19 protein-coding genes and 1 tRNA gene are annotated in these 18,410 nt (G+C 65.5%); 9 read left to right on the forward strand and 11 right to left on the reverse strand.

Translation table 11 applies throughout. The features are described from left to right. Positions 1-155 precede the first annotated feature (155 nt). Both ASF32_RS15705 and ASF32_RS15710 read right to left on the reverse strand, forming a co-directional pair. A complete protein-coding gene (locus ASF32_RS15705; RefSeq protein ID WP_056430180.1) occupies positions 156-1,421 on the reverse strand; it encodes a methyltransferase in 1,266 nt (421 codons plus the stop codon). A gap of 11 nt (positions 1,422-1,432) precedes the next feature. After that, positions 1,433-2,179, reverse strand: coding sequence for a TlyA family RNA methyltransferase (locus ASF32_RS15710; RefSeq protein WP_056430183.1), 747 nt, complete (start codon positions 2,177-2,179; stop codon positions 1,433-1,435). 209 nt (positions 2,180-2,388) lie between these two features. On the opposite strand from ASF32_RS15710, the gene ASF32_RS15715 reads away from it, so the two are divergent. After that, a complete protein-coding gene (locus tag ASF32_RS15715; RefSeq protein ID WP_056430186.1) occupies positions 2,389-3,936 on the forward strand; it encodes a CYTH and CHAD domain-containing protein in 1,548 nt (515 codons plus the stop codon). Between the two features lie 10 nt (positions 3,937-3,946). Here ASF32_RS15715 and rlmB read toward each other — a convergent pair whose 3' ends face one another. After that, positions 3,947-4,762, reverse strand: a complete 816-nt coding sequence (gene rlmB, locus ASF32_RS15720; protein WP_056430189.1) for a 23S rRNA (guanosine(2251)-2'-O)-methyltransferase RlmB — start codon at positions 4,760-4,762, stop codon at positions 3,947-3,949. A gap of 155 nt (positions 4,763-4,917) precedes the next feature. Here rlmB and ASF32_RS15725 point away from each other — a divergent pair. Beyond that, positions 4,918-4,992: transfer RNA gene (locus ASF32_RS15725), tRNA-Glu, on the forward strand. A gap of 148 nt (positions 4,993-5,140) precedes the next feature. Here ASF32_RS15725 and ASF32_RS15730 read toward each other — a convergent pair. The 3 genes from ASF32_RS15730 to ASF32_RS15740 all read right to left on the reverse strand — a co-directional run bounded on the left by ASF32_RS15730 (position 5,141) and on the right by ASF32_RS15740 (position 7,991). Next, positions 5,141-5,365, reverse strand: coding sequence for a hypothetical protein (locus tag ASF32_RS15730; protein ID WP_056430194.1), 225 nt, complete (start codon positions 5,363-5,365; stop codon positions 5,141-5,143). A gap of 212 nt (positions 5,366-5,577) precedes the next feature. After that, positions 5,578-6,342, reverse strand: a complete 765-nt coding sequence (locus ASF32_RS15735; protein WP_244478095.1) for a sigma-70 family RNA polymerase sigma factor — start codon at positions 6,340-6,342, stop codon at positions 5,578-5,580. Between the two features lie 257 nt (positions 6,343-6,599). Beyond that, positions 6,600-7,991 carry a PLP-dependent aminotransferase family protein gene (locus ASF32_RS15740; protein ID WP_056430196.1) on the reverse strand — a complete coding sequence of 464 codons (1,392 nt, stop codon included), beginning with the start codon at positions 7,989-7,991 and terminating at the stop codon, positions 6,600-6,602. A 186-nt stretch (positions 7,992-8,177) separates the two neighbouring features. Here ASF32_RS15740 and ASF32_RS15745 point away from each other — a divergent pair, with 186 nt between their 5' ends. From ASF32_RS15745 to ASF32_RS24665, 4 genes are all read left to right on the forward strand, one after another. After that, positions 8,178-8,582: a DUF983 domain-containing protein gene (locus ASF32_RS15745; protein WP_056430199.1), complete on the forward strand. Its 405-nt coding sequence runs from the start codon at positions 8,178-8,180 to the stop codon at positions 8,580-8,582. Positions 8,583-8,674: 92 nt separating this feature from the next. Next, positions 8,675-10,093 carry a cytochrome ubiquinol oxidase subunit I gene (locus tag ASF32_RS15750; RefSeq protein WP_056430202.1) on the forward strand — a complete coding sequence of 473 codons (1,419 nt, stop codon included), beginning with the start codon at positions 8,675-8,677 and terminating at the stop codon, positions 10,091-10,093. Positions 10,094-10,103: 10 nt separating this feature from the next. Next, positions 10,104-11,111 (forward strand): cytochrome d ubiquinol oxidase subunit II, encoded by a 1,008-nt coding sequence (gene cydB / locus ASF32_RS15755; protein WP_056430205.1) that lies wholly within the window; start codon positions 10,104-10,106, stop codon positions 11,109-11,111. Then, positions 11,111-11,248, forward strand: a complete 138-nt coding sequence (locus tag ASF32_RS24665; RefSeq protein WP_082470398.1) for a DUF2474 domain-containing protein — start codon at positions 11,111-11,113, stop codon at positions 11,246-11,248. Before cydB ends, ASF32_RS24665 begins: the two co-directional genes overlap by 1 nt. A gap of 61 nt (positions 11,249-11,309) precedes the next feature. Here the strand turns inward: ASF32_RS24665 and ASF32_RS15760 are convergent, their stop codons facing one another. After that, positions 11,310-12,536, reverse strand: a complete 1,227-nt coding sequence (locus ASF32_RS15760) for a PHB depolymerase family esterase (protein WP_056430545.1) — start codon at positions 12,534-12,536, stop codon at positions 11,310-11,312. A 62-nt stretch (positions 12,537-12,598) separates the two neighbouring features. Beyond that, complete coding sequence (locus tag ASF32_RS15765; protein ID WP_056430548.1) at positions 12,599-13,018, reverse strand: hypothetical protein; 420 nt, start codon at positions 13,016-13,018, stop codon at positions 12,599-12,601. 332 nt (positions 13,019-13,350) lie between these two features. Between ASF32_RS15765 and ASF32_RS15770 the strand changes: the two genes are divergently transcribed. Further along, positions 13,351-14,145 (forward strand): DUF4239 domain-containing protein, encoded by a 795-nt coding sequence (locus tag ASF32_RS15770; RefSeq protein ID WP_244483665.1) that lies wholly within the window; start codon positions 13,351-13,353, stop codon positions 14,143-14,145. Positions 14,146-14,195: 50 nt separating this feature from the next. On the opposite strand, the gene ASF32_RS15775 is transcribed toward ASF32_RS15770, so the two are convergent. The 3 genes from ASF32_RS15775 to ASF32_RS15785 all read right to left on the reverse strand — a co-directional run bounded on the left by ASF32_RS15775 (position 14,196) and on the right by ASF32_RS15785 (position 16,578). After that, positions 14,196-14,393, reverse strand: a complete 198-nt coding sequence (locus ASF32_RS15775; RefSeq protein WP_056430554.1) for a hypothetical protein — start codon at positions 14,391-14,393, stop codon at positions 14,196-14,198. A 267-nt stretch (positions 14,394-14,660) separates the two neighbouring features. Continuing rightward, positions 14,661-15,764, reverse strand: a complete 1,104-nt coding sequence (locus tag ASF32_RS15780; protein WP_244483666.1) for an alpha/beta hydrolase — start codon at positions 15,762-15,764, stop codon at positions 14,661-14,663. Positions 15,765-16,068: 304 nt separating this feature from the next. Further along, the gene (locus ASF32_RS15785; protein WP_056430211.1) at positions 16,069-16,578 is read right to left on the reverse strand and encodes a MarR family transcriptional regulator; all 510 of its coding nucleotides are present in this window, start codon (positions 16,576-16,578) and stop codon (positions 16,069-16,071) included. 96 nt (positions 16,579-16,674) lie between these two features. Between ASF32_RS15785 and ASF32_RS15790 the strand changes: the two genes are divergently transcribed. Beyond that, positions 16,675-17,841 (forward strand): MFS transporter, encoded by a 1,167-nt coding sequence (locus ASF32_RS15790; RefSeq protein WP_056430214.1) that lies wholly within the window; start codon positions 16,675-16,677, stop codon positions 17,839-17,841. Positions 17,842-17,857: 16 nt separating this feature from the next. Then, complete coding sequence (locus ASF32_RS25990; RefSeq protein WP_200919149.1) at positions 17,858-18,151, forward strand: alpha/beta fold hydrolase; 294 nt, start codon at positions 17,858-17,860, stop codon at positions 18,149-18,151. Positions 18,152-18,410 lie beyond the last annotated feature (259 nt).

The following is an 18,410-nucleotide window of genomic DNA, read 5'->3' on the forward strand; positions in this document are numbered from 1 at the left end:
GGGTGAAGTTTGGCTCCCGCTAACGTGGCGATGAGAGCCCCCGCCGACCATGGGATTCTGAGCGAGGCTGCCATGACCTCACGGCCCCCTGCCATGTGCCGCAGCGCACTGCGCCCTGGGATCGAGGTGGCCGACCGCCCATCGGTGACCGGTTCTTACCTCAGTGAGGGCCTGCGCTTGGCGACATCCTTCCGGAACACGCCCACCATTTCGAGATGGCTCGAGTATTTGAACTGGTCGACAGGAACGACCCGTTCGAGTCGATAGCCCCCCTCGATCAGGGTCGCGGCGTCGCGCGCGAACGAGCCGATGTCGCACGCGACCCCGATGACCAGGGGGATTTTCGCCTCTGCGATGCGTTTGGCCTGGGCCTGCGCGCCGGCGCGCGGCGGATCGAACACCACGGCATCGTAGGTTTCGAGTTCGATAGGGAGAAGTGGTCGGCGGAAAAGGTCGCGCGTTTCGCTCGTGATCCGGCGCAGACCGGGTGTCGACCGAAACGCCCGGTCGAGGCTGGCGATCGCCGCGGCCTCACCCTCTACAGCATGGACATCCCGTGTACGGGCCATGGCGAGAGTGAACGGGCCGGCCCCGGCGAACAGATCGACGACGCGCTTCACACGCTTGTCCAGGGCCGCGACCACGAGTTCGGCGAGCATGGCCTCGCCGGCCTCCGTCGCCTGCAGGAATCCTCCCGGCGGAGGCACGAGGCGGGCCCCGCTGGTCGTGATCGCGGGCGCGCGACGCTCCACCACGATATCGCCGTGAAGGGACAGGCGCGCGAGGTCGAGTTCGCCCGCCAGCCGCACCAGCGTGGCGCGCAGGCCTTCACTCACCGGGCCATGTCCGCGCAAGTCGACATCGAGGCCGGCTTCGGTGGCCGTGAAGGCGACGTCGAGGGGTTTGCGCCCATGACCGAGGGGAGCACTCAGTGCCCGCGCGACGGCGGGCGCACGGTGCAGTTGCTCGACCGTGATCGGGCAATGATCGATCGCCACGAGGGCGTGGCTGCGCGCCTCCATCAACCCGGCGACGCCCTTGCCGTCGATCTCGCGCACATGGAGGGTGAGCCGGCGGCGGCCCGATCCATGCGCATCGCGGGTCGGCTCGCACGGAACCTCGATTCCGGCCTGAGCCAGGCCCTGCGCGAGGTTGCCCCGCTTCCAGGCGGCGTAGGGCTCGGGTGCGAGATGCTGCACCGCGCAACCGCCGCAGGTTCCGAAATAGCCGCAGAACGGGGCGATCCTGTCCGGGGAGGGGGTCTCGACCGCCACGAGGGAAACCCGCGCCCCATCGCGGCGAACCGAAACGCGCTCGCCGGGCAAGGCATAGGGCACGATGGTGCCATCCGTCGCCATGCCATCCCCACGTTGTCCGAGACGCGCGATCTCGAGGGTGGAAAAGTTCGATTGTTCGGTCATGGTCCTATCCGTCATGGGCGCACCTGAGAGCGTGCCCCGATGAGGAACTCGCGATTGCCGTCGCCACCGGCGACGGGGGAGGGGATGAGGCCGAGGACCGACAGGCCGAGATCGGCGACGAGGTTCGTCACCTCCTCGCAGACAGCCTGGTGGACGGCCTCGTCGCGAACGATGCCGCCGCGCCCGACCCGGTCGCGCCCCGCCTCGAATTGAGGTTTGATCAAGGCGGCCAATGCCGCGCCCGGTGCCATGAGCGGCACGATTGCGGGCAGGACAAGGCGAAGGGCGATGAAGCTCACATCGATCGCCACGAGGGACGGCGCAAGCGGAATCGTCATTGCATCGAGACCGCGCACGTCCTGGCCCTCGAGACTGGTCACGCGCGGATCGCCGCGGAGAGAGGCGTGGAGCTGATCCCGGCCGACATCGACCGCATAGACGTGCCGAGCGCCCGCCCGCAGCAGCGCATCGGTGAATCCTCCCGTGGAAGCGCCGACATCGAGACAGATAAGGTCCGCCGGATCGAACCCGAACGCGTCCAGCGCGGCCTGCAGCTTCAGTCCACCGCGCGAGACGAAGGGATGAGGAGCGCTCGCCACGATACGCGCCCGCCGGTCGATCCTGTCCGAGGCACGGGTAACGGGACGGTCGTCGGCGGTGACGAGACCCGCCTCTATCGCCGCCTGGGCCTTCGCCCGACTCTCGAAATGGCCATTCTCGACCAGGAGCCGATCGGCCCTTACCCGGTCTACCGTCATCGAACCCTTACGATCCCGTGCCTATGATCCTGCGCGTCGGACCGAAGCCCGATTCATCGGGCCATCCCGCCTCAGCTACGGGATTTCTCACGTTTGTCCATCCGGCAGCGGCATAGCGCGCTTGCGCGGCCCGGGAAGCACGGGGATGATCCACAACCGGTCCTCGGGCGTTGGCACTCGTCACACCGGACCAGAGAACAGGACGACCGATGGTTACCCCGAGGGAAATCGAGCTGAAGTTGGATTGCGGCGCCGCCGAACTGCTGGAACTGGCGCGCCACCCGCTCCTCGCCGTCGAGGGGCCGACCGACCCGGAATTCCTCTCCGCCACCTATTACGACACGGCCGAGCGGGCGCTCCACCGCCAGGGAATAACCCTGCGGGTGCGCCGGCACGGGGAGCGCCATGTCCAGACGGTGAAGGCCGCCTCGTCGGCGGCCGGCCTGTTCGACCGGTCGGAATGGGAATGGGCCGTGGACGGCCCGACCCCGGACCTGTCGCTCATCGACGATACACCGGTCCCGGACGTGCTCGGCAGCGCGTCCGCGCCCGACCTCAATGCCGTCGTCACCACCGTGATCGAGCGCAGCACCCGCGCCGTGGCCCATGGAACCTCGCGCATCTCGGCGACCCTCGACCAAGGCAGGGTCGAGACGCCGGACGGGGACGCTCCCATCTGGGAGCTCGAACTCGAACTGATCGACGGCGATCCGGCCGACCTGTTCTCCCTCGCCCAAACCCTTGCAGAGACGGTGCCGCTGCGCCTCGGCGTCCTGTCGAAGAGCGAGCGTGGTTTCAGGATCCTCAGCGGCACGTTGCGCCGGCCGAGCAAGGCCGGATCGGTCAAGCTGAGCCCGGACGGGTCGGCGGCGGAGGCGTTCCGTGCCATCGCCATCGCCTGCCTCACCCATCTTCGGCTCAACGAGGATGTCTTCCTCAAGACGCGCGATCCGGAGGGTCTGCATCAGATCCGCGTCGCCCTGCGGCGCCTTCGCTCGGCCTTCACCCTGTTCAAGCCGATCCTCGCGAGCGATCCTGCCGCGACCCATCTGCGCCAGGAGATCAAGCGCGTCACCGAGCCGTTCGGGCATGCCCGCAACCTCGACGTCTTCCTCAGCGAGACCCTGGCCGGCGAGATGACCCGCAGGCCGGACGAAGCGGGGCTCGACGATCTGCGAATCCGCCTCGAAGCCGAACGCGACCGCGCCTATGGGACCGTGTTCGCGATCCTCGAATCGCAAGCCTGGCGCAGCCTGATTCTCGACCTCTCCGCCTGGATCGAAACCGGGCCGTGGCGGGGCGACGGGAAGCGGGAGCCAGTCTCGGCCCGCGACCATGCCGAAGCGACGCTCGACAAGGCCCGCCGGCGTATCCGCAAACGCGGCCGGCATCTCCATCGCATCGATGCGGAAGCCCGCCACGAGGTCCGCATCGAAGCCAAGAAGCTGCGCTACGGTGCCGAGTTCTTCGCCTCGCTCTACGCGGAGAAGTCAGCGCAGAAGCGCCACAAGGCCTTCGTCTCGGCCCTCTCGGACCTTCAGGATCACCTCGGCGCGCTGAACGACCTCGCCACCGCACACTCCGTACTGGCGAGCCTGGCCGACACCGGAAACGGTGAGACGTCCGGCGTCGACGGGCGGGCGCTGTTCGCCGCCGGTCTCACCGCCGCCGACGGAGAGGCCCGCACGGGCCAACTGCTCAAGGCGGCGGAGAAGGCGCACGAGGCGCTTCTCGATGTGAAGCCGTTCTGGCGCTGAGACCGACGCGTCAGCCGCCGCGAACGCTCAAGGCATAGAGCGTGATCGCGGCGGCGTTCGAGACGTTGATGCTGCGAATTTCGCCGCTGAACGGAATGCGGGCCAGGACGTCGCAATTGTCCCGCGTGCGCTGGCGCAGGCCCTTGCCCTCGGCTCCGAGCACGATCACCGCCGGCCGCTTCGGCCCGACGGAATCGAGGGTGGCCTCTCCCTCCGAATCGAGACCGATGCGGGTGAAGCCGCGCTTGCCGAGATCGATGAGCGCATCCGACAGGTTGCGTACGATCACGAGCGGCACGTGTTCGAGCCCGCCCGAGGCGGATTTCGCCAGCACACCCGTGGCGGTGGGCGAGTGCCGCGCCGTGGTGATGATGCCCGCGACGCCGAAGGCGGCGGCGGTGCGGACGATGGCGCCGACATTATGCGGGTCGGTGATCTGGTCGAGGGCCAACAGCAGCGCATCGTCCGGCAGGTCGTCGAGATCCGGGCCGGGGAGGGGATCGGCTTCCAGGTAGAGGCCCTGATGCACGGCATCGGGCCCGAGCAAGGCGTTGATGGCGTTGGGGCGCACGAGTTCGGCGTCGATCCTGAGCTGACCCAGCTCCTCGGTCAGGCGCGCCAAGGCGTTCTCGGTGGCGAGAAGCCGATGCAGGCCACGGCCCTCATTCGCCAACGCCTGCGACACCGGGTGCCATCCATAGAGCACGACGTGATCGCCGCTGACACCGCGGGGCCCGGAAGAGGGCGGCCCATGCCGAAACCGGTCGCGCTGGCCGCCCGGCCGGCTGGTGCGGGGCCCGCCCGGCCCGTCGCGTCGCGTATTCATGGTGTTATCCACTGCCTGAAGGCACGACAGAGACGCCGCGCGGGTGCTGAGAAGCGACAAAGCGACCGCCATGCCGTTCGTCAAGCGTGAAACACCGCGAAACACCGGTTGCCCTGCCGGGGGAAGCCGCCTATAGAACCCTCGCTCTCGAGCAAGCGCCCTTCGTCTATCGGTTAGGACGTCAGCCTTTCACGCTGAAAAGGCGGGTTCGATTCCCGCAGGGCGCGCCAACACATCGAGATGCTCAGCCATGTCGACGACTTGTTGGCGCGACAGCTTTTTGGCTTCTACATTCATGCAGATTCTGGACGTCGGCAAAACCCCGTCCCGATGCATATCCTGATGGCCGCAGGAGTTGGCCGAACAGGATCGCCAGTCTCAGATCAGTTCGAGCTCGCGTGAGACATCGGTGAGGTAAAAGGCGATCCGGCGCGCGGCTTCCGGATCGTGGCAGGTCACGGTGAAGCCGACGCTGAGCACGTTCCCCTTGTAGAAGGCGAGCAGGGACTCGGCCTTCAGGGCGACCTCCCGCTCCGTGAACGCGACGAGGCTGCGGCGTCCATCGGGTGCGAAGATATCGACGCGATACGGTGCTGTTGTCATCGGCTATCCTTCGACCGTTATCGTGAAACGGCGAATGGAACGGAACGTCGATCCCGTCAGAAAGTATCCGTCACTCTCGGCGACGATGTTCGAGGTCAGTCGCCGTTCATGTCAGCTCTGCCGTCAAGACAACCGACCTCTCGTGCGCGGCTCTGTCCCACAACCGGTCCTCAGACCGGTCGCGGTTAACTACGCATCCCGTCCCGCTGCATTCAGGCGCCGAGACCGATCTGTACCGCCGCGGGTTCGAGACTGTCGCTGGCGATCTGGCCCATGGGCGTCTTCTGGTGCACGTCCATTCCGAGAGATCCCACCAGTGACGACCGTGCGCGGCTCACCCGGCTCTTCATGGTACCGACCTGACAGCCGATGAGCTCAGCGGCGGCCTCGTATGTCATGCCCTGGGCCGCGACGAGGATCAGGGCCTCCCGCTGCGACGGCGGCAATTTGCCGAGATGCTGCCAGACCCGCTTGAGGTCGCTGCTCGCCTCCTGGGCTGCCGGCGCGGCGACCTGTGCGGCCATGACCCCATCCGCGTCTTCGACCTCGCGCTTCCGCTTGCGGCACTCCGTATAGAAGTGGTTGCGCAGGATGGTGCAGAGCCAGGCCATGAGGTTGCTGCCGGGCTCGAACCGGTGCCGGTTCTGCCATGCTCTCAGGAGCGTCTCCTGTACGAGGTCGTCCGCCGTCGCCGCGTTGATGGCCAGCGACAGGGCGAAGGCCCTCAGACCCGGCAGCGCGGTGAGTAGATCGGCGCTGAAGGCAGCGTAAGCCGCGGCGTCACGCCCCGTAGAAGCCTGGGTGAGGCGCGCAACCAGATCCAACAGGGCCGGCGGCTGCTCCTCGGCGAGAATGCAGGCGTAGAACGCCCTCAGTTCGGAACCCAGATGGACCCGCGCCGCGTCCGGTATCTTTGCCCCGGCAGGACGCTCCGAGGGCTGAGCCTCAGAACCGTGCGCTGGCCTCGAAGCCGTCATTCCCAGATCGCGAGCGCCCATCCATTCCCCCTTTGCCCATGCTATGCCCCATGCGCCGGGCGCATTTGGCAATGCCTGCGGGATGTTTTGGCAAAGGAAAGCTGAACGTTGGCTAAAGGAGTTCTAAACTGAGCGACAAAACCACGCTGTCTCACCGCTTCGGCGATCGATGAGAAGCCCATTCTCGGCCCTGGGCATCAAGGAGTAGCGCGGGCGGGAATGCCCGAACGCCCCGACCGATGCTTGCTTGACTCGTCTCAGACAATGCTCGTGATGGCACCGGGCGGATGCGCCAACAGGTTCGCCAGAAGGCTGAGACCGTAGCGCAAAGCCTCGCCATCGGGGGCGGCCCCGAGGGAAACGCGGATCGCATCGGGTGCCGGGCCGACCGCGAAGGCATCACTCAGAATCACGGACAACCCGCTCTGGCGCGCATGAGCGCCGAATTCTCCGCGTTGCCATGGTGGCGGCAATGGCAGCCAGAGGTGATGCCCGCAGGGATGGGCATGGACAGCGAGGCCCCGCAGGGCCTCCCGAGCAACGGCCTGACGATGTCCATTCTCGTGCCGGATGGCAGCCACGATGGCGTCGAGATCCCCATTGGCGATCCAATGGGAGGCGAGGGCGGCGGCGAGCGGCGAGGCCATCATGCTGATGGCGCGTAGCTCGGCGGCGAGGCGAACCGCTTCGTTCGTGCCGGGTACGGCGACATAAGCGATGCGCAGACCCGGGCTGACGCATTTGGACAGGGTCGCGATATGCCAGGTGATGTCGCCCGCGAATGACGCGAAGGGAGCCGGGGCATCGGGTGGCAGGGTGCCATAGGCGTCATCCTCGATGATCGCGACTCCGTGGGTTCGGGCGATCTCGGCGATCCTTTCGCGTCGATGCGTCGGGATCGTTGCCGTGGTCGGGTTGTCGAGGGTCGGTACCAGATAGAGGGCGCGCGGACGGTGAAGACGACAGCATTCGAGGAACGCGTCCGGGAGGATACCCTCGCCATCGGCTGACACGGGAAGCAGACGAGCCCCACGCCGCTCGGCCGCCATGCGGAGCCCCGGATAGGTCAGGATCGGGACGCAGAGGGCATCGCCGGGTTTCAGCACCACGGTGAGGATCGCGGCGAGCGACGCCTGCGCCCCGCCGGCGACGATGACACGCTGGACCGGCACCGGCCCCAGACGGCGGCCGAGCCAATCCGCCCCGGCGGCGCGATCCGCGAAGTTTCCGGCGCTGTCCTGGTACTGCATCCGGTCGAGGAACCCCGCCGACGCGGAAAGCCGCGACAGACCGCTCTCCATACGCTCCGCGAGCCGGGCCGCCGCCGGCTGGGGCGGCATGTTCATGCTGAAATCGACGCTGCCGGACGGGTCGGCGGTCGCGACCTTCGCCAGCGACGGCGAGGCGGCGCGAATGAAGCTTCCCCGCCCGGCGGACGCATCGATCAGACCCGTCCGCCGCGCTTCTTTGAAGGCCCGCGTGACAGTGGTGAGATCGACGTTGAGATGCTTGGCCAAGCTGCGCTGAGGCGGCAACCGCGTCCCCGGAGGAAGCCGTCCCGAGCGGATATCCTCTGCCAGGATTCTGACGATGGCCAAATATTTCGGCCCCTCCTCGTCCCGTATCGTTGGATTCCACGCCTCCATCATTGCCTCTCGCGACACAGTTTTGTATGCATACATGCAGCATACATAGTTAGGCGACTCATACGACTTCCGTGACGATATGTCCGGTTTATAGGATGTTTGTATGGATATCTAGACCATACAATCAGCTTCGCTGATCCGCATCTCCGCCGCTCGTCAGGATGGCACCGCGAAACAAGGACATCGAGAATGCACAGGACGACAGATCAATCGCTCCTCTCCGTGGGCCTTCGCTGCCGATGCCCCCGTTGCGGGGAGGGACGGCTCTTCGATGGCTTCATCACCCTGAAGCCGAACTGCGAAGCCTGCGGACTCGATTACGGTTTTGCCGACCCGGCGGACGGGCCGGCCTTCTTCATCATGATGTCGATGGCATTCCCCGTCACGGCTTTCGGCATCTGGCTGGAACTCTCCTACGATCCCCCGCTCTGGATCCATGCGGTGGTCACGCTGCCGCTGCTTCTCCTGGCCTGCGTTCCGATCATCCGCCCTCTCAAGGGTCTCTTCATCGCGAGCCAATACATCAACAAAGCCGAGGAAGGACGCTTCGCCGTCCGGGTCGCGCCAAAAGCGGAGCCGGGGACCGGCCGTTGAGCGTGATGACGCAATGGGGCAGGGTTGGTCCCGCAGACTGAGCTGCCGAGTCGTTTCCTGCCCGTTCCCAGCAACCATTCAGGTTGATCGACATGCTGTCGGACTTTGACGCTCTCCTCCTGGCGAGGATCCAATTCGGCTTCACGGTGGCGTTCCACATCGTGTTCCCCGCCTTTTCCATCGGACTCGCGAGTTACCTCGCGGTTCTGGAGGGGCTCTGGCTGGCGACCGGGCGGCAGGTCTTCCTCGATCTGTTCAAGTACTGGATCAAGATTTTCGCCATCGCCTTCGCCATGGGCGTCGTGTCCGGTCTGGTCATGTCCTACCAGTTCGGCACGAACTGGTCGGTCTTTTCGGACAAGACGGGACCGGTGCTCGGGCCGCTGATGGCCTATGAGGTGCTCTCCGCCTTCTTCCTCGAAGCCGGGTTCCTCGGCGTGATGCTGTTCGGCATGTCCAAGGTCGGGCCGAAGCTGCATTTCTTCGCGACCCTCATGGTGGCGATCGGGACCTTCTTCTCGGCCTTCTGGATCCTGTCGGTGAATTCCTGGATGCACACGCCGCAAGGCTACGGCATCAACGCCGCCGGGCAGTTCGTACCGGAGGATTGGTGGGCGATCGTCTTCAACCCCTCCTTCCCGTACCGCCTCGTGCACATGGTGCTGGCCGCCTACCTGACGACCTCCCTCGTCGTCGGCGCGGTGGGAGCCTGGCACCTGCTGCGCGACCGATACAATCTCGGCGCGCGCACGATGTTCTCGATGGCGATGTGGATGGCCGCCATCGTCGCGCCGCTCCAGATCCTGGCGGGCGACGCTCACGGGCTGAACACCCTGGAGCATCAGCCCGCCAAGGTCATGGCGATGGAAGGGCATTTCGAGAGCCATCCGGACGGCGCTCCCCTCATCCTGTTCGGCCTGCCGAACCAGGAAGCGGGCCGGGTCGACTACGAGGTCTCGATCCCCAAACTGTCCTCGCTGATCCTCAAACACGGATTGAACGAGCCGTTGAAGGGCCTCGACACCGTGGACCGCAAGAACTGGCCGCCGGTTCCGGTGGTGTTCTGGTCCTTCCGGGTCATGATCGGCCTCGGGATGCTGATGCTGCTTCTCGGCGTCTGCAGCCTCTTCGCGCGGTACAGGAAGGCCCTCTACGATTGGAAGCCTCTGCACCGCTTCGCCGTCGCCATGGGTCCGGCAGGTTTCGTCGCCGTCTTAGCCGGTTGGATCACCACGGAGGTGGGGCGGCAGCCCTTCACGGTCTACGGCCTGCTTCGAACGGCCGAATCCGCCTCGCCCCTGTCGGCGCCGGCGGTCGGCTCCTCGCTCGTCGCGTTCGTGCTGATCTATTTCGCGGTCTTCGGGATGGGGATCCTCTACATCCTGCACCTGATTGCGAAATCCCCGCATCTCGGCGAGCACGGGATCGAGCCCGGAACACCGATCCGCACCGCCGGCATCACCCCAGCGACTTCGGTCAATCCCGACCGCTCCCTCCAGCCGGCCGAGTGAGGACATCACCATGCTCGCGAGTATCGACCTGACCGTCGTCTGGGCCTTCATCATCGCCTTCGCGGTCTTCGCGTACATCGTCATGGACGGGTTCGACCTGGGTCTCGGCATCCTGTTCCCGGCCTTCAAGCCGGGGCAGGAGCGCGACACCGCCATGAACTCCGTCGCCCCGGTCTGGGACGGCAACGAGACCTGGCTGGTCCTCGGCGGGGGAGGCCTGTTCGCTGCCTTTCCGCTGGCCTACGCGGTCATCATGCCGGCCCTCTACGCACCGATCATCGCCATGCTGCTCGGTCTGATCTTTCGCGGCGTCGCCTTCGAGTTCCGGTGGCGCGACCCCCGGCACCGGGCCCTGTGGGACGTGGCCTTCACCGGCGGATCGGTGGTGGCGACCTTCGCCCAGGGTATCGCCCTCGGGGCTCTGTTACAGGGTATCAAGGTCGAGGGCCGGGCCTATGCCGGCGGATGGTGGGATTGGCTGTCGCCCTTCAGCATCCTCGTCGGCCTCGGTCTCGTCTGCGGCTATGCGCTCCTGGGGGCGACCTGGCTCGTCATGCGCACGGAAGGGTCGCTGCAGGAACGCGCCCGCACGCTCTCGCTCTGGCTCGGCGCGGCGACCATCGCCTCCGTCGCGGCTGTGAGCGCCGCGACGCCGTTCCTGAAAGGCCAGTATTGGGAGCGCTGGTTCTCGATGCCGAACGTCCTGCTCACGGCGCAGGTGCCGGTCCTCGTGGTACTGGCCTCGTTCCTGTTCTTCCATCTCCTCAGAAAAGGTGCCGAGACGGCACCGTTCCTCCTGTCCCTCGGCCTGTTCCTGCTGTCTTTCGCCGGTCTTGGGATCAGCATCTTCCCGGACATCGTGCCGGGGCGCATCACGATCTGGGAGGCGGCATCCCCGCATGCCAGTCAGGTCTTCCTCCTCGCCGGCGCGTCGATACTGATCCCCATCATCCTGGCCTATACGGCCTACTCGTACTGGGTCTTTCGCGGGAAGGTCGACGCATCGGGGTACCATTGATGGTCGATGGCTCGTCCCCCGGAGGTCCGCCCCCGCTGTGGCGGCGGCTCCTCTGGTTCGCGGCGATCTGGGCGGCGAGCATCGTCGCCCTCGGCATCGTCGCATTCGGCCTGCGCACCTGGCTGAAGGCGGGCTAGGGCGGGAAACCCGACCCTCAGTACGCTGCCTGAGGGTCAGTGACGTGAGACGGGGTGCGGATCATGACGGGCTCTTGGTGTGCGTCATGAAGAACCGCACCATCTCCCGGCTGGCATCGGGCCCACGCGGATCGGTGTAGCTTCCGTCCCTGCTTCCACCCGACCAGGCATGGCCGGCACCATGCAGAGCCCAATGCTCGAGCATGGGCCGTCCGGCATCATCCGCCCGGACGGTACGGGTGAAGGCCATCCCCTCCGTGGATTCACCCTGGTTCACGGTTTGGGAGAGCGCCGCGTTTGGCATGGCGAGAGCAAAGACCTGCTCGCCGTTGATCGGCTTCACCGTCTTGTCCGCATCCCCGTGGAAGACGATGGTGGGTATGCCCCGGTCGTCCTTCCGCGCCCTGACGGTGCCACCGCCATTCATGGCCGCGAATGCGCCGGGCATGTCGGTGGCTGCTCCGCAGGGCAACCCGGAATGGACGCCGACGGCTGCAAACACATCCGGATAGGTCGCGGCCATGATCGCCGCCGCCGCCCCGCCGGCCGACAGGCCAGCCGCATAGACCCGGTTTGGTTCGGCCGAGAACTCCCTCACCACCTCCAGCGCGATCCCCGAGATCAGGGACGGTTCGCCGCTTCCGCGTTGCTGGTCGCCGGCATTGAACCAGTTCCAGCACTTCTGCATGTTGGCCGATTGCGGCTGGCCGGGATACGCCACGATGAAGGTCTGCTCCTCGGCCAAAGCGTTCATGCCGGTTCCCAGGGCGAAATCATCCGGGTTCTGGGTGCATCCGTGCAGCATGATCACGACCGGAAGCGCTTGGCCCTCGTAGCCGCTCGGGACATAGACCTTGTAGGTCCGACTGCCCGCCGCGTTGGCGAAACTCCGCTCCTCGAACCGCGCTCCCGCCGGAACCTCGACCGTCGCCCCGCGGGAGGACCTCGTTCCACCTCCGATATCGGGCATGCCTTTCCCGAAATCGGGCATATCGCCCATTTTCGGAAAGCGCTCGCGCAGGGCTCGGATCGTCTCGGCGAGGCCGGGGCGTGCGGAGGCTCGGCCCGCCGAGTGCGCCGCATGGTCGGTGGCGGTTGGGCCGGCGGCGGGGGCCGTCCAGGCGCCGCCGTGGAAAGCGGGCGCCACCATGTCGATGGTCTCGCCGGCCACCTCGTCGCTCGTCGGCGGTACGGATTGTCCCTGCAGCAGGGCCATCGCCTCGCTCAGTTGTCCGGCACGGGTGAGACGTGTCACCTCGGCCATGTCGATCTTGGGAAAAGCTTTCATCATCATGATCCTGGCGGCGCTGGGGCTGTGGAACGACGATCCACGCGGGTCTCTGCGAGGGGTCAGGCGATACGGTCGGCCAAGGCCGCCTTGACGTCGGGACTGGCCTGGAAGGCGCCGAGAACCTGCACGGAGGCGATGGCCTGTCGGGCCAGTTCGGGAGTCACATCGAACGCGATGCTCGCGAGGCCGAGCACCTGAATATGCAACGGGGCGCCCGCGTCCCGCGCGGCTTCGAGGTCGCGGGCGGTATAGTGCGACAGGCCGAGGCTGAGCTGCTTACGGGCGACCGATTGCTTCACCGCATCGCCCTGACGGTCGAGCTGATTGCGCACCGCCGTCCGGATGAAATCGGCACGGTTGGCATAGAATCCATCCCGAACCAGTAGGTCGATCTGCCCGAGATCGACGAAGCCGAGATTGAGGGTCAGCTTCTCGCTGTCCGGCACTTTCGGGCGCACCTCACGAACTCGATCCACCATACCGACCATCCCAGAACCATCCCATTGGATGGTCTATAGATGGTTATCGATGAGATCGGTGCAAGGCCCTTGGCTTCGTCTCCTGTCGTCCGGCTTTAGCATCGACGGTGTGTCGACAGGCTGACGCAACGATGCCGCCTCGCCTTATGGCCACTGCCATGATGAGGACGTGAGCGTCCTGTGAGGTTGATGTTCCGAAATCCGGCGGATGAAGGATGGCCCCGCGCCATCCGAGCCGGTCGTGCCAGAGCCCATCACGGACAGGCGCGAACGCCGCATATCGCTTCGCCGGCGGCTGCTTTATCGAAGTCCGCGCCAACCGACCCGGACCCATGCAGATGCTCACGTTCTGGCTCGATCAGCCGATCTGGTTGATTTTCGGAAGTCTCGCCTGTCTCGTCCTGGCCTGGTGCCTGATGCTGATCGCCCTGACGAACATGAAGCGGACGCGTCCCTTCATCGTCGGTGTTTCGACCGGCATCGCTCCCGCCTTCGTCGGCGTGGTCTCGGTCCTGCTGTCGCTCCTGATTGGCTTTGTCGCCAACGATGCCTGGGAGCGTCAGCGCCAAGCGTCCCGCGTCGTACAGACGGAGAGCGCCCAGGCGCGTGCCGTCTACAATCTGAGCCGATCCGTATCCAAGGATCTGCCGGACTTCCGCATTCTGCTCGCGGATTACATCGAATCGATCGTCGACGAGGAATGGCCCGCCATGGCGAAAGGCGGAAAGGCGTCGTCACGGGCCGACCATGCCTTCGGCAAACTGCTTCAGGCGGTGGTTGCGCCGAATTTCGACGTGGTCGTTGGGAAAGCCAACCATTCGGCCCTCCTCGCAGCGGTGCTCAACCTGCAGACCGCGCGCAGCGAAAGGCTCGCCCTGAGCGAGATGGAGGGCGACGACAGCAAATGGGTGACCCTATTCGCTCTCTCGGCTCTCGCTCTTCTGGTCATCGCCGCCATTCATGTGGAGCGTCCGTCGTCTCAGGCCGCTTCCCTGAGCATCTTCGGCTCCGCGCTGGTGATCACCCTGGGGGTGATCGCCATGCACGAACGTCCGTTCGATGGCCCGCTCGCCCTCGGCCCGAGCTTGTTGGATCAAGTCCGCACGCTCGTCGTAGCCGCCGGCTGAGAGCGACGCTTCGCGCCATATGAGCGGATCCCAGCCGGTCTGCCGTCGGGCTACCGCAGGGTGGGAGACTCCCCGGGCTGAAGAGCGCGCTGCTCATCCGCGTCGCTGACGGCGTTGAGGCGCTCGAGATGCTCGAAAACGTGCTCGAAGGCTTGCGTGACGGCCTGCTCGAAGGAACCGTCGCCCTTGCCCTGGGCGGCTTTGAGCGCGGCCAGGAGAGCCTTGTGTTTCTCGGTGTCGCTCGACATCGCCATCTCCGAGGCCGGGCGGAATGCCGGCTCGAAGGGGCAAGCACGGGGTCGGCGTCGGGTTCCCATGCAGGCGGTGCTACCGGCGAGGCCATGAACTCGTCCGTCGGATTGTCACCGATGATGGCCGGTTTGCGCAGACCCATCCAAGATGGATCGTGAGATCAAAATACCGCGCAGACTTCGCCCCCACAACGGGGGAGGGCGAAGCCTCCATCGACGGAGACCGCCTCCGCGAAAGACCATAGTCCGAGGATGGGAAGGTGGTCAGAGGTCCGACTTCGGGTCGGCTTTGCCACCGCCTCCGGGGATGGGTCCCCCGAGCGTCGCCTTGAACCATGCGACGACCCGATCGATCACCGGCTGCTGAAACCAAGTGAGGTCGCCATGGCCCGCTCCTTCGACCAGCACATAGTCCGCCTTGCCGCCCTTTGCCCGCAGGCCTTCGAACAATTGCTTGCTCTGCACCGGCGAGACGAGCCTGTCGGCGGTTCCGTGCATGATCAGGAAGGGCGGCTCGTCGCCGCCAAGGTGGCCCATGGGACTTGCAGCCAGCGCCTTGTCGGGATCGGCTGAAATCGAAGCACCGGGAAAGTCACGAAAAGCCGGCCCGTTGACGAGAAGCGCCTCCGTCACGGCAGGCGATTGGTGCATGAGTTGGACCGCCGGCGAAAATCCCTCACCGATATTGAGGAGGTTCGAAATTCCGTAGAGGGTGACGGCCGCCTGCACATCAGAGGGCTGATCGAGATGATCGCCCTTGTCGAAGGCTTTCTCTCCACCGGTGACGCCGACCATCTGGGAGAGATAGCCGCCAGCGGAATCACCGAGGACGCCGATCCGGGTCGGGTCTATGCCATACTCGGCCGCGTGAGCCCGCAGGTAACGTACGGCGGCCTTGCCGTCCTCCACCAGCGCCGGGAACCTGTCGGGGACGACACGATACTCGGCGGCGGCAACGACGAAGCCGGCCGCGGCCAGAGCCGAGCGCAGCTCGAAGTATTTCTCATGATCAGCCGAGGTGAAACCACCGCCCGGGAAATACACGATCGCAGGCTTCTTGTCTTTGGTGCGCGGCACGAGCAGCGACATGCGCAATTGCCGGATCGCACGCATCGAACGGATCTGGGAATAGATCACACCACTGATCTGATCGACCTGGCTCCGGTTTCCTTCTACCCGAACGACCTGAGCCCCCTCGGAATAACCTGGCAGCTGGGCGTCGCCTGCCGAGGCCTGCTGGGTAAGAACACTCACAGCGATGACGCCTCCCAAACTAAGGGCCTGGATCATTCTCATGTGATGCGCCTTTGTCGGTTGCGGTGCGACCCTTCTACACCACGAACCGGCAAGGACATGTGTCAGCGCCATAGCCTCAGCGGTGCAGCCGAACGGAAGCGATAGAAGGCCCGTCATCCGTCGCAAGTCGCTCAGGAAGCACGCCGACATGTTCGGAATGTCTGAGATCCAGCGAGGCAATGAGGTCGCGCCATGCGGCCTTCGCTCGCGGCCGAACGCTCGATCCGGCAACGCCGGTCACGATGCCGGCTTAGCTGAGACGCGAAAGAGCCAGGGAGGGGAAATCGACGGCATTCGGAAACCGAACGGTCGTGTACGTCGTCAGCTTGGCCAAGATGGCGGGCCACGCCCGATGATGATGAGCACTACGTCTACGCTATAGCCCTCTAACGCCGTCCGCGTGCTGTTGAGATCGGATCAATTTGCCGAGGAGCGCGGCAAGCTGACCTCGCTCCTGCTCATCCAGACCACTAACGATGCTCTGCTGATTTGCGATGTGAGCCTCTACCGCGCGATCAATCAACGCCAGACCATCGGCTGTCAGCGCCACCAACGTTCCCCGTTTATCCGCCGGGTTGGGCCTCCGCTCGACCAGTCCGCCATTCTCGAGCCGATCGAGGCGATTGGTCATGCTTCCAGATGAAATCATCGCCGCCTCATAGAGCGCGGTGGGCGTGAGCGCATACGGTGTGCCACTGCGCCGGAGCGTCGCCAGCACGTCGAATTCGCCGGGTTGCAGGCCAAATTCCGCAAATAGCGGATTGAGCCGATCCCGCGAGATCAGCAGCGCTGCTTCACCCAGCCGTCCCAGCAGCACCATCGGCCCGATATCGAGATCGGGCCGTTCGCGGGCCCATTGTTCCGCAGCCATTGCAGCCCTGTCCATTCCGCGCCCCTATCTTGACGTCGAGATACATATCTCTATGTAGAGATAATATTGAACGCGGCGACCCTGACAAGGTCATATTGCTCGGAGACCATCATGCGGGAAACATCAGGTCGTATGCTGTTTCCGGCCGCAATCCTGCTCGTCGGCATCAATCTGCGCCCGGCACTGGCCTCGGTCGGCCCACTGCTCGACGCGATCCAGCGCGACACGGGCCTTGGCGACATCGGCGCGAGTCTGCTGACCACGTTCCCGGTTTTATTGATGGGCATCTGCCTGCTGGGAACGGCATGGCTGCGCGGATGGATGGGAGAGAGGGCAGGCATCGCCTCTGGTGTCCTGCTCATTCTCCTCGCCTGCCTGGGCCGCTGGGTGTGGCCGCAGGAGGCAGCTTTGGTGTTGACCGCCATCGTTGGCGGCGTCGGCATCGCCATCGTTCAGTCGCTGATGCCGGGCGCCATCCGCCGTCGAGCGGGACCACGGAGCGGGCGCCTGATGGGCTTTTACTCCACCGCGATCATGGGTGGAGCGTTGATGTCGAGCATGGCGGGAGCCTGGATCGCGCGGGCATTGGGGTGGCCGACCGCACTGGGCATTTGGGCATTGCCTGCCCTCCTCGGGCTGTGCGTCTGGCTTCTGGTACCGCGGGGACCGCAAGAGAGAATAGGATTGGTGCAACGCAGCCCGGTGCACCATGCGCCGCGCGCCTGGCTGTTGATGCTGTTCTTCGGCTTCGGCACGGGTGCCTATACGCTCGTGCTCGCCTGGCTGCCGCCCTTCTACACCCAGCTCGGCTGGTCCGAGCAGGCGGCCGGCGCGATGCTTGGAGCCGTCACGCTGTCGGAGGTGGTCGCAGGCATTACCGTCTCGCTTTGGGTTGATCGATCGCAAGATCGTCGCGCGGTGTTGTTCACCGCGATTGCCGCGCTGCTGACGGGAATGCTCTGCCTCTGCGTGGCGCCACTACAGTTCGCATGGGCGGCGGCGCTGCTGGCGGGGCTCGGCATTGGCGCGCTCTTCCCGCTCTCGCTGATCGTCGCGATGGATCATGGCGACGATGCCGATCAGGCAAGCGCGCTCGCCGGCTTCGTGCAGGGTGGGGGCTATGTCCTCGCCGCCGCGCTGCCGCTGGTCGCCGGACTGCTGCGCCAGCATCTGGCGGACCTCACCCCCGCCTGGTGGCTGATGTCGGGACTGTGCCTCGCGCTCGCGCTCATCGCCGCGCGCTTTCGCCCCGGTGACCGTCTCTTCCTCCGCCTCTGACGACAGGAGTCTTACAATGGCCTTTTACGACACGGCTAGCCGCACCAATTATTTCATCGAATTCGGCGCTGGCCGCCCTATCGTCCTTCTGCATGGCATCAGTAATTCAGGCCGCGCCTGGGGACCACAGATCGCTCCGCTGGTCGAGGCAGGCTATCGGGTGACCGTGCCCGATCATGCCGGGCATGGCGCGTCGGGCAAGCTGACGGCGCCCATAGGCGTCGCCGCGCTCGCGGGCGATATCGAAGCACTGCTCACTCATCTGGATATAGGGCCTGTCGATCTGGTTGGCCTCCACTGGGGGGCATGATCGCGCTGGAGCTTGCGCTCCGAGACCCAGAACGTATCGGCCGACTGGTCGTCGCGAACAGCTTCGACAAGACAAGCACGCCCGTCTTCCACGCGCTGGCGGAAGGCTGGGCGACGATTTTCGAACGCCCCGGTGGTCCGGTCCAACGGTTGGAACAAAGCTGGCCGTCGCTTGTCTCTCCCGCGTTCCAGACGACACCGGAGGGTTTGCGGACCTATCAAGTCCGGCATGGCATAGCGGCGACGGCCGATGGCGCCTC

The organism is Methylobacterium sp. Leaf91, from assembly GCF_001422815.1.
Classification (GTDB): domain Bacteria; phylum Pseudomonadota; class Alphaproteobacteria; order Rhizobiales; family Beijerinckiaceae; genus Methylobacterium.

Coding starts and splice junctions, on each gene's coding strand:
- ASF32_RS15705 (WP_056430180.1), bottom strand. CDS start 1,421: ATGACCGAACAATCGAACTTTTCCACCCTCGAGATCGCGCGTCTCGGA.
- ASF32_RS15710 (WP_056430183.1), bottom strand. CDS start 2,179: ATGACGGTAGACCGGGTAAGGGCCGATCGGCTCCTGGTCGAGAATGGC.
- ASF32_RS15715 (WP_056430186.1), top strand. CDS start 2,389: ATGGTTACCCCGAGGGAAATCGAGCTGAAGTTGGATTGCGGCGCCGCC.
- rlmB (WP_056430189.1), bottom strand. CDS start 4,762: ATGAATACGCGACGCGACGGGCCGGGCGGGCCCCGCACCAGCCGGCCG.
- ASF32_RS15730 (WP_056430194.1), bottom strand. CDS start 5,365: ATGACAACAGCACCGTATCGCGTCGATATCTTCGCACCCGATGGACGC.
- ASF32_RS15735 (WP_244478095.1), bottom strand. CDS start 6,342: ATGACGGCTTCGAGGCCAGCGCACGGTTCTGAGGCTCAGCCCTCGGAG.
- ASF32_RS15740 (WP_056430196.1), bottom strand. CDS start 7,991: ATGATGGAGGCGTGGAATCCAACGATACGGGACGAGGAGGGGCCGAAA.
- ASF32_RS15745 (WP_056430199.1), top strand. CDS start 8,178: ATGCACAGGACGACAGATCAATCGCTCCTCTCCGTGGGCCTTCGCTGC.
- ASF32_RS15750 (WP_056430202.1), top strand. CDS start 8,675: ATGCTGTCGGACTTTGACGCTCTCCTCCTGGCGAGGATCCAATTCGGC.
- cydB (WP_056430205.1), top strand. CDS start 10,104: ATGCTCGCGAGTATCGACCTGACCGTCGTCTGGGCCTTCATCATCGCC.
- ASF32_RS24665 (WP_082470398.1), top strand. CDS start 11,111: ATGGTCGATGGCTCGTCCCCCGGAGGTCCGCCCCCGCTGTGGCGGCGG.
- ASF32_RS15760 (WP_056430545.1), bottom strand. CDS start 12,536: ATGAAAGCTTTTCCCAAGATCGACATGGCCGAGGTGACACGTCTCACC.
- ASF32_RS15765 (WP_056430548.1), bottom strand. CDS start 13,018: ATGGTGGATCGAGTTCGTGAGGTGCGCCCGAAAGTGCCGGACAGCGAG.
- ASF32_RS15770 (WP_244483665.1), top strand. CDS start 13,351: ATGCAGATGCTCACGTTCTGGCTCGATCAGCCGATCTGGTTGATTTTC.
- ASF32_RS15775 (WP_056430554.1), bottom strand. CDS start 14,393: ATGTCGAGCGACACCGAGAAACACAAGGCTCTCCTGGCCGCGCTCAAA.
- ASF32_RS15780 (WP_244483666.1), bottom strand. CDS start 15,764: ATGGCGCTGACACATGTCCTTGCCGGTTCGTGGTGTAGAAGGGTCGCA.
- ASF32_RS15785 (WP_056430211.1), bottom strand. CDS start 16,578: ATGGACAGGGCTGCAATGGCTGCGGAACAATGGGCCCGCGAACGGCCC.
- ASF32_RS15790 (WP_056430214.1), top strand. CDS start 16,675: ATGCGGGAAACATCAGGTCGTATGCTGTTTCCGGCCGCAATCCTGCTC.
- ASF32_RS25990 (WP_200919149.1), top strand. CDS start 17,858: ATGGCCTTTTACGACACGGCTAGCCGCACCAATTATTTCATCGAATTC.